An 8,915-nucleotide genomic window follows, 5' to 3' on the forward strand; every position below is an offset into this window, starting at 1 on the left:
TCTTAGGTTTGGTGGGCAAAATGTATTCTAAGATACATTCTTCCTAGCGAGCGAGTGGAAGGAACCACAAAGACACAAAGGACACAAAGATTGATCGATCCTATATAAGTTAAACTTATCACACAGAACCTAGAAGAGCCGATTTTTCTTGATTATCCTTTAGGTATCGTCATCTTTTTGAAAGGGATTTTCCCCAATGCCCAGGCCTTTTTTGCTCTGTTTTAAGTCTTTCCAGAGGGCTTTAATTTTTTGGTAGGCTTCTAGAGAACTGATTTTGCCCCCCGTTTCCAGATTACAAATAAAACTGACTTTTTGGGCAAATTCCTGTAAATTGGCGTTAAATAGCAAGTTTTCTGGCTTAAATTCCCCATAGTAGGGCGCGCGAGGATAGAGAAAATCCTCCTTGCGGCGATCGGGGAGATTCGGGTTATCATCGTTAGGAGGATTCTGATTCATAGGGCGACGGCGGGTAATTTTTCGGAATTTCTTTAGATTTTTCGGTAATGGTAATGGGAGATAATATCAGTTGTTGGCTATCATTGGGGATTTAAGTAAAAACTGGGCCGATTCGCCAAAAGTTGAACCCTGGGATCGTGACACTTTTTGGTTATAGGTTAAGATTCGGTCGCAAAATGTTGGCAGTTATCTTTAAGCAGCAATTATACATTATTTTTTCTCAACGATCATCCCCCTGATGATGGAGATTTTTTGTCTAGGTTGATCGCCAAAATTTGCTGCTGCCGCTATCCGATTAACCATCGATTTTCGTTTATCAATTGCCAAGGATGATAACTATGGAAAAACTCTATGAAGGTAAGGCCAAAATTCTCTATCAAACCGATGATCCTGATATTCTCCTCACTTATTACAAAGACGATGCCACCGCTTTTAATGCCCAAAAACGTGGGCAAATTGTCGGCAAAGGAGAAATTAACTGTACTGTCTCCACTGCCCTATTTCAATGGTTAGAATCCCTAGGAATACCTACCCATTATATTGATCGCCCTAGTTCTAGGGAAATGCGCGTCAAGGCGATTAAAATCATTCCCTTGGAAGTAGTAGTCAGAAATATCGCCGCCGGTAGTTTGTGCAAGCAAACGGGATTAAAGGAGGGGAAAGTTTTACCCTTTCCTCTCGTAGAATTTTACCTCAAGGATGATGCTTTGGGAGATCCTTTGTTAACGCCCGATCGCATAAAAGTGATTGATATTGCCAGGGAGGAGCAAGTCAATCAGTTACGAGATTTAGCCCTGAAAATCAATCAATATCTACAGGAATTTTTTGATAAGTGCCAGATTATTCTCGTCGATTTTAAGTTAGAATTTGGAGTTGATAAAACGGGCAAAATTTATCTAGGTGATGAAATTAGCCCCGATACCTGTCGTCTCTGGGATAAAACCCAAGAGGATGCTCAAGCGCGCATTCTCGATAAGGATCGTTTTCGTCGCGATTTAGGAGATGTGGAAACTGCCTATCAACAAGTACAAGCAAGAGTTTTACGACAGATAGAAAGTTTATAACCGCAGGGTGTGTTAGCGAGCGCGTAACGCACCTTAATTGAGATTAGCAATTTAATAATTTATGTCCAGAAGAATTATCGGGTTAACAGGGGGAATAGCTTGTGGTAAATCCACGGTTTCTAATTATTTAGAAAATATCTACAAAATTCCCGTCCTTGATGCGGATATTTATGCCCGGGAAGCAGTGGAAAAAGGTTCGGAAATTTTAGAGAGAATTTTTGCGCGTTATGGCAGAAAAGTTAAAACTGAGGATAATTCCCTTAATCGCCAACAGTTAGGAGAGATTATTTTTAATAATTCCGAGGAAAAAATCTGGTTAGAAAGTCAGATTCATCCCTATGTTAGAGAATGTTTTAAGCGGCATTTAGAGCAGTTAGAAGTCCCGATAGTTGTTTGTTCTATTCCTTTATTGTTTGAAGCCAAATTAACCCATTTAGTCACAGAGATTTGGGTGATTTCTTGCAGTTTCGAGCAACAAATTCAACGCTTAACGACTAGAAATAACCTAAGTAGAGAACAAGCGATCGCTCGGATTAATAATCAAATGTCTTTAGCCGAAAAAATTGCCTTGGCTGATATTGTTTTAGACAATTCCGGGGATTTAGAAGCTTTATATACCCAGATCGATCGAGCTATACAATAGGGATTAATATTAAAACAACCAGGCAAATTTTCCCACCCCGAATTTTACATAGAGAATAATTGCCAAAACCAATAAAAATAGAAAGCCAATAATTAATAAATAGTCTTTATTGGTTAAGATTGATTCCTGTAAAAATGTGCGATCGGGATCACCAGAGAAAGCTTTAGCCTGTAAAACTACCTCTAATTTTTGCGATTTAGCCATAGCGTTTAAAATTAAAGGTACAGCGATAGAAGCGTAAATTTTTCCCTTTTGTAACCAACCCATTTTTTCTATTGCTAATCCTCGTAATCTTTGAGCGGAAATAATCGATCGAGATTCTTCTACTAGGAGAGGAAATAAACGCAGGGTAGAGGAAAAAATAAAGACTATTTTGTAGGGAATTCTGGCTTTAGTTAAACTCACCATCATCTGATTTATATCGGTGGTAAAAATAGCGAGGGGAATAATTAAAACCATAGTGAGAGTTTTAAAGATCACATTTAAACCGTAGAGGGTTCCCTCCACAGTCATTTGAGCAGAACCGACAGTTAATAAGGGAGTTAATTCAGTTTTTCCCGTTAAAGCTTTTACCTGTTCCACATTAAAAAATCCCATGGTAATTAATAAGAATAGATAAAAGGGAGCCATGAATTTGAAAATAGTGAGGAGATAAGACCATTTTACCCCAGCCCAGAGACAAGCTAAAGCGACAATAAGAGTTAGAAAACCGCCAGCGAGGGGACTTTCCCAAGTAAAAGCGATGAGAGTAACCACGATCATCATGGTTAATTTTGTCCGAAAATCTAGGCGAGTAAAAGGAGAATCTTGATCGACGGTTTGCCAGTTAAATGATTGCATAATTAGGAAAAAAGTTAGTAAGTAGCTAGGTGTTAAAAACTGTCAGATGCCCCCCTTATTAAGGGGGATCCCCCCGCCTATCGGCACCCCCCTTATCAAGGGGGGCAGGGGGGATCGGCACACCCCTTATTAAGGGGGGATCTATCTTCAATTTAATTATAACTTTAAGGGAATGAGTTAATTACCCATCCCCATCAATCCCCTAGGAAGGGTTAGTAATTCTCTTCATTTGCTCTTGAATTTCGGGGTTATAAATCTGGAGATAATTCCAATAATTACCAAACACCGATTCTATATAACCCTTAGTTTCTCTAAAGGGAATATTCTCGACAAATTGATCGGGATCGCTAAAATCAAAACGCTGTTTCCATTTGGAAACTGCCCCAGGTCCGGCGTTATAACTAGCCACGGCAAAAAGTGAATTTCCGGCGAATTTGCCATGGGTATAATCGAGATACCATGTCCCCATCATAATGTTATCTTCAGGATTAGTTAAAGAATAACTTTTATTGCCAGTATTACCCGCAATATATTTACCCGTGTCGGGCATAATTTGCATTAATCCCACTGCCCCTACAGGAGAACGAATTTCTTTTTCAAAGCGGGATTCTTGCCGGATTAAAGCAGTCACTAGCAGGGGATTTAATTGTCTATCTTTTGACCATTCCAGGATGGTATCGTAGTAGGGGAAAGGGAATAAAGCGTGCCAGTATTTATCATTTTGTCGCAGGAGTTTCCAGGCTTTCTTTTCCTCCGGGGTATCTCTTTCTCGCAAGCGCCAAATCAGGTTAATTCCTTCTAAATTTTGATTGCGAGAGAGTTTATAGACACCGAGGTTAAATTGTTCGTCAACGGTTAAATTCCAAGGATCGACAATTTCTGCTTGGAAGAGATTCCAAGCATCCGTATCTTCACCAATTCGATATAATTCCTTGAAAGCTTCCGAACCAGCGGGGGGATCGTTACGAGTGGCGGGTTTGACGGTGGTAGGGTTATAGGAGCGGACAGTGGTAAAATCCCCCACGTCCCAACCTAATAAAACCGCCGAGCGCCAGGCATAATAGGAATGGGGATGACGAGAAATAGTGTAGGTAAAAGCTTGTTTTGCTTCTTGGTTTTTGCCGAGTTTTTGCGCCCATTTTCCCACCCAAAAGGCCGCTTTCGGGGCAGTTTGACTATCGGGATTATTAACCGCAATTGGCTGCGCCCACTGCCACGCCTTGGCGTAATCACCGGATTTAGCGGCTCTTTGGGCCATTAACCAGCGATAATCGGCGGCTTCGTCGGATTTTGGGTATTTATTTAATAAAGTCTGCCATGTTTGACTAGCGGCCTGAGCATTAGTTGATCCTAGTAATTTGGCTTTCGCCTCCAAAGCTTCCGGAGCGCGATCGGGAAATTGCTTGACAATGCGATCGAGATATGCTATGGCATCGCGGTTAGGAGAAATTTGGGCGAGTCGCAGTAATCCTAAACTGGTTTCTGGGGCCTGGGGATAGGTTTTAATTAATTTTTGGTAAGCGCTGCGAGCTTCTGGCAGTTTTTTGGCAATTTGTAGCCCGCGGGCGTAACGATAGGCTTGTTCGGGGCTAGGAGTGGCTTTAGCGTAGGCTTTATAGGCTTTTTCGTACAATCCCGACTGCCAATAACCTGCCCCAATCATTGCCCAATCCGCTGGAGTCAACTGCTCGGCGTAGTCTTTCACCAAACGATTGCGGGCTTGATTGAGGGTAGGATCAAAAGGATTAGCCTTGGCTAACTGTAACCATAAGGGAAATTGATCGGGATTTTCTTGAAGACGTTGGCGAATTAAAGCCAAAGTGCGCGGGTGTCGGGGGTATTCCTTGAGCAATTTCTCATGATAACTGGGGTCGTATTTGCCCAAAGAGTAGTAAGCTTCTGCCACTACGGGCGATTGGGGATAGGTTTTAATTAATTTTTGCCAAATTTCTCGCGCTCTTTCACTATCGTTGCTTAATTCGTGGGCGCGTCCCTGTTTGAGGAGAATCTGGGGAGCGAGGACAGGATATTGTTTTTCTAAGCCTTCTAATTGTTTTAAAGCCGGACCGCCTTCATATTTTCTCAATAAATCCATGGCCAGGAGATAGCGGGCGCGACTACGATCTAAAGAGGGCGAGTTGGCATCGGCAACATCTTTTAACTTGACATCTCGCTCGGTTTGTGGTAAAGAAGCGCTATCAACCACGGCAGAGGGTTGGTTAGGATCTTGGCTAGGAAGCGACGCACTATTGCGATCGAGCCAAGCGAGAAGTTTCGGGTGAAAGAGAAAGAGACTGGTGAGAGTAAAAAGCGCAACCCCAGAACCTAGTCCAAGAAGGAGCGGGGTGTGAGGGGGGAATTTCTTAAACATTACCTTAATTCAAGACAGTAACTCAACCTACATTATCAATGATCGTGGTGACAGGTTGTTTGTTTCAATCAGGTTGGGGGGTTGTTCAGTTATCAGTAAGCAGTAATCAGTAATCAGTGAACTGAAAACTCCCATCTGGTAACTGATCACTGATCCCTGAGATATGGTACGCTAAACAGGATTTAAGTATTATTAATGATTACTATGAAACAGCGCGGCGTGACGGTTTGGTTAACGGGATTGAGCGGTGCGGGGAAAAGCACCATTACCGAGGCATTAGAGGCAAAATTAATCGCTGAAGGCTATTCCATTGAAGTTCTCGATGGCGATATAGTACGGACGAACCTCACTAAAGGTTTAGGATTTAGTAAAGAGGATCGCGATGAAAATATCCGTCGCATTGGTTTTGTGTCTAATTTGCTCACCCGTCACGGTGTGATTGTCCTAGTTTCAGCTATTTCTCCCTATCGTGAGATTCGCGAGGAAGTACGGGGGAAAATTGGCAGTTTTGTCGAAGTTTTCGTGAATGCTCCCTTAAACGTCTGTGAGGCGCGCGATGTGAAAGGATTATATAAAAGAGCGCGTGCTGGCGAAATCAAGTCTTTTACGGGAATTGATGATCCCTATGAACCACCTTTTAACCCGGAAGTGGAATGCCGCACCGATTTAGAGACTTTAGAGGAAAGTGTCGCCAAAGTCTGGAACAAATTGACGGAATTAGGCTACATTCATCAAGCTGTGGCGGTTTAATCCCAGAATAACTTTGTATTATTGGAAAACATCGTAGGGACGTGGACTAAAAACGTCTCTACTCCCCGATTAACCCCTTAAGCCAATTTGTTAGTTAATCTCCTTTTCTTCAGTACCTAAGCAAAGTTAATTAGATCTCTGGCTAAAGTGCAAGACTGTCTAAACAGTGATCAGTAAACAGTAAACAGTAAACAGTGAAAAGACAGTAGGAAACTTCTATTTAATACTGCTCACTTAAAACTTAAATCTGATAACTGATAACTGATAACTGATAACTGTCTCGACTAGCAAATTAATTTTGCAGGAATACTTAAGTAGGTGGGTGGAATTAAATATAAAATGAACGTAGGTTGGGTTGAAGCATGAAACCCAACGCCCGCATGGGTTACGCTACCGCTAACCCATCCTACAAATAATTGTGCCTACCTACTTAATAAGTAAGTATTTATAATTGAAGAGAAGATAGATTTTGCCTTTGATCCCCCCTTAATAAGGGGGGTGCCGACAGTTTTTAACACCTACCTACATATTTAAAGGCGATAAATTATTTTGAAATCTCGCTCTAGTTATTGGAACCTCATTCCCTATCTCCGTCCCCAAACCCAAACAATTATTTTGGCGTTCATCTGTACGATCGGATTTACGGTATTTTGGCCGATTTTAGCTTGGTTAGCTGGGCAAATGGCCAGATATATCGGTGAGGGAAATGTGCAAGCATTGGCCACACTTTCGGGGGTGGGGGCAGTGGTTTTTTTACTGCGGGGAATGTCTCAGTATGGACAAGATTCCCTGATGGCGAAAGCTTCTTTAAAAATTGCTCTCGAATTAAGAAAAAAAGTTTATGCTCACCTGCAAACCCTCGGTTTAAATTACTTTGAAACGGCCAAAACTGGTGATTTATCCTATCGTTTAACGGAAGATATCGATCGCATTGGGGAAGTAATTAACAAATTTTTCCACGATTTTATTCCCTCAGCCTTACAGTTAATTGTCGTCTTTGCCTATATGTTTATTGTTAACTGGCAATTGACGATCGCTGTCATTATTATCGCTCCTTTGTTAGGAGTTTTGGTGGGATTTTTTGGTGAAAAATTATTACAATATGCTCGTCGCGCTCAGGCGAAAATATCTAATCTTTCTTCGTTATTAACCGAAGTTTTTGGCGGTATTCGTGTGGTGCAAGCTTTCGCAGCTGAAGATTATCAAACCGAGCTTTTTGCTCAAGAAGCGGAGGAAAATCGCCGCGCTCAATACCTATCAGAATCCACCAAAGCTTTACAATACGTCGTGGTGGGATTCTTACAAGCTCTCGGTGTCATCTTTTTATTCTTTCTCGCTGGTTGGCAAATTTCCCAAAAGAATTTAACTGGAATTGACTTTGTTAGTTATGTGGCAGCGGTGGCAATGTTAATCGATCCCATCGCCCATATTACCAGTAATTATAATCAATTTAAACAGGGTCAAGCCTCCATGGATCGGATTTTTGAATTGTTAGCTATTTTGCCAACAATTACCGAAAAACCGAATGCGATCAATCTGCAACCCCATAGCAAAGAAGTTGAATATTGTCAAGTAAATTTTTCTTACAATGAGGACAGACAGGTTTTAAAAAATATTAATTTTACTGCACACGCTGGCGAAATGATTGCTTTAGTAGGAGCATCGGGAGCGGGAAAAACCACTTTAGTTAATCTTTTATTGCGTTTTTATGACCCCACTGCCGGCAAGATTTTAATCGATGGGGTGGATATTCGTGATGTGACTTTAAAAAGTCTCCGGCGACAAATTGGCGTAGTTTTACAGGAAAATATTCTCTTTTCTGGCACTATAGCCCAAAATATCGCTTTTGGCCAGGGAGATTTTAATCTGCAAGAGGTGGAAAAAGCGGCAAAAATTGCCAACGCTCATCAATTTATCGGTGAACTTTCCCAGGGTTACTATACCTATGTGGGAGAAAGAGGTGTTAATTTATCGGGTGGACAAAGACAAAGAATCGCCATCGCACGAGCGGTTTTATCTAATCCGAGAATTTTAATTTTAGATGAAGCAACTTCAGCGCTCGATTCGGAATCGGAAGCTTTAGTGCAGGAAGCTTTAGAAAGAATTATGACGGAGCGCACGGTATTTGTTATTGCTCACCGATTAGCAACTGTCAGAAAAGCTAACCGTATTTTAGTCTTAGAAAAGGGTGAAATTATCGAGGTGGGTAATCACGAGGAGTTATTAAATCTTAATGGTCGTTACGCTCAATTTCATGCTAGACAATTTCAAGATTAGTCTATTTGGCATTAAGAGTTGGGCATTATTTCTGATTTTATCACTCAAGCCAAGCTTTTGGGGGCTAGAACCCCCCAAACCCCTCGGGTTGATTCAAGGTAGGGTTGATTCAAGGTAGGGTTGATTCATGAATCAACCCTACCCAAACCCCCCGTTGGGGGTAGAATCCCCCGAACCCCGGAGCGCATTAGTTTTTCGGTGAGATGCTTACACGCAGTTGTTCATATATTTGTACTAATTTAAGAGTCACCGATAGAGCAGTTATCTTAATGGTGAGGTAGGAAGTTTTCGTTTTGGGGAGTCCCTCGCTGAATTAGGTTAGACTTCATCTTTAAGGAAAACGCTGTAAGTATCCAGACAGAATTAATTATAGATATTTGGCTCTTCTAGGTTCTGTGTGATAAGTTTAATTGACATAGGATCGATCGATCTTTGTGTCCTTTGTGTCTTTGTGGTTCGTTCCACCCCCTCGCTCTTGAGAAATGTATCTTAGAATACATTTTACCCACCAAAG

At 41.5% G+C, this 8,915-nt stretch carries 7 protein-coding genes; 4 read left to right on the forward strand and 3 right to left on the reverse strand.

The window, feature by feature from the left end; all coding sequences use genetic code 11:
* Positions 1 to 159: 159 nt before the first annotated feature.
* Entirely contained in the window at positions 160 to 456 is a 297-nt protein-coding gene (locus ACE1AQ_RS04205) for a hypothetical protein (RefSeq protein ID WP_002743720.1), read from the reverse strand.
* A 338-nt stretch (positions 457 to 794) separates the two neighbouring features.
* On the opposite strand from ACE1AQ_RS04205, the gene purC reads away from it, so the two are divergent.
* Together purC and coaE are read left to right on the forward strand one after the other, a co-directional pair.
* Complete coding sequence (gene purC, locus ACE1AQ_RS04210) at positions 795 to 1,520, forward strand: phosphoribosylaminoimidazolesuccinocarboxamide synthase (protein ID WP_008200768.1); 726 nt, start codon at positions 795 to 797, stop codon at positions 1,518 to 1,520.
* Between the two features lie 61 nt (positions 1,521 to 1,581).
* Positions 1,582 to 2,163 carry a dephospho-CoA kinase gene (gene coaE, locus ACE1AQ_RS04215; protein WP_110545397.1) on the forward strand — a complete coding sequence of 194 codons (582 nt, stop codon included), beginning with the start codon at positions 1,582 to 1,584 and terminating at the stop codon, positions 2,161 to 2,163.
* A gap of 9 nt (positions 2,164 to 2,172) precedes the next feature.
* Here coaE and ACE1AQ_RS04220 read toward each other — a convergent pair whose 3' ends face one another.
* Both ACE1AQ_RS04220 and ACE1AQ_RS04225 read right to left on the reverse strand, forming a co-directional pair.
* Entirely contained in the window at positions 2,173 to 3,003 is an 831-nt protein-coding gene (locus tag ACE1AQ_RS04220; protein WP_008200765.1) for an energy-coupling factor transporter transmembrane protein EcfT, read from the reverse strand.
* A gap of 202 nt (positions 3,004 to 3,205) precedes the next feature.
* Positions 3,206 to 5,374: a transglycosylase SLT domain-containing protein gene (locus tag ACE1AQ_RS04225; RefSeq protein ID WP_008200763.1), complete on the reverse strand. Its 2,169-nt coding sequence runs from the start codon at positions 5,372 to 5,374 to the stop codon at positions 3,206 to 3,208.
* Between the two features lie 204 nt (positions 5,375 to 5,578).
* Between ACE1AQ_RS04225 and cysC the strand changes: the two genes are divergently transcribed.
* Together cysC and ACE1AQ_RS04235 are read left to right on the forward strand one after the other, a co-directional pair.
* Positions 5,579 to 6,124 (forward strand): adenylyl-sulfate kinase, encoded by a 546-nt coding sequence (gene cysC / locus ACE1AQ_RS04230; protein WP_039899905.1) that lies wholly within the window; start codon positions 5,579 to 5,581, stop codon positions 6,122 to 6,124.
* 549 nt (positions 6,125 to 6,673) lie between these two features.
* The gene (locus ACE1AQ_RS04235) at positions 6,674 to 8,401 is read left to right on the forward strand and encodes an ABC transporter ATP-binding protein (RefSeq protein WP_008200760.1); all 1,728 of its coding nucleotides are present in this window, start codon (positions 6,674 to 6,676) and stop codon (positions 8,399 to 8,401) included.
* Positions 8,402 to 8,915: the final 514 nt, after the last annotated feature.

The organism is Microcystis sp. BLCC-F209 (genome assembly GCF_041928595.1).
Lineage (GTDB): Bacteria > Cyanobacteriota > Cyanobacteriia > Cyanobacteriales > Microcystaceae > Microcystis.

Coding starts and splice junctions, on each gene's coding strand:
- ACE1AQ_RS04205 (WP_002743720.1), bottom strand. CDS start 456: ATGAATCAGAATCCTCCTAACGATGATAACCCGAATCTCCCCGATCGC.
- purC (WP_008200768.1), top strand. CDS start 795: ATGGAAAAACTCTATGAAGGTAAGGCCAAAATTCTCTATCAAACCGAT.
- coaE (WP_110545397.1), top strand. CDS start 1,582: ATGTCCAGAAGAATTATCGGGTTAACAGGGGGAATAGCTTGTGGTAAA.
- ACE1AQ_RS04220 (WP_008200765.1), bottom strand. CDS start 3,003: ATGCAATCATTTAACTGGCAAACCGTCGATCAAGATTCTCCTTTTACT.
- ACE1AQ_RS04225 (WP_008200763.1), bottom strand. CDS start 5,374: ATGTTTAAGAAATTCCCCCCTCACACCCCGCTCCTTCTTGGACTAGGT.
- cysC (WP_039899905.1), top strand. CDS start 5,579: ATGAAACAGCGCGGCGTGACGGTTTGGTTAACGGGATTGAGCGGTGCG.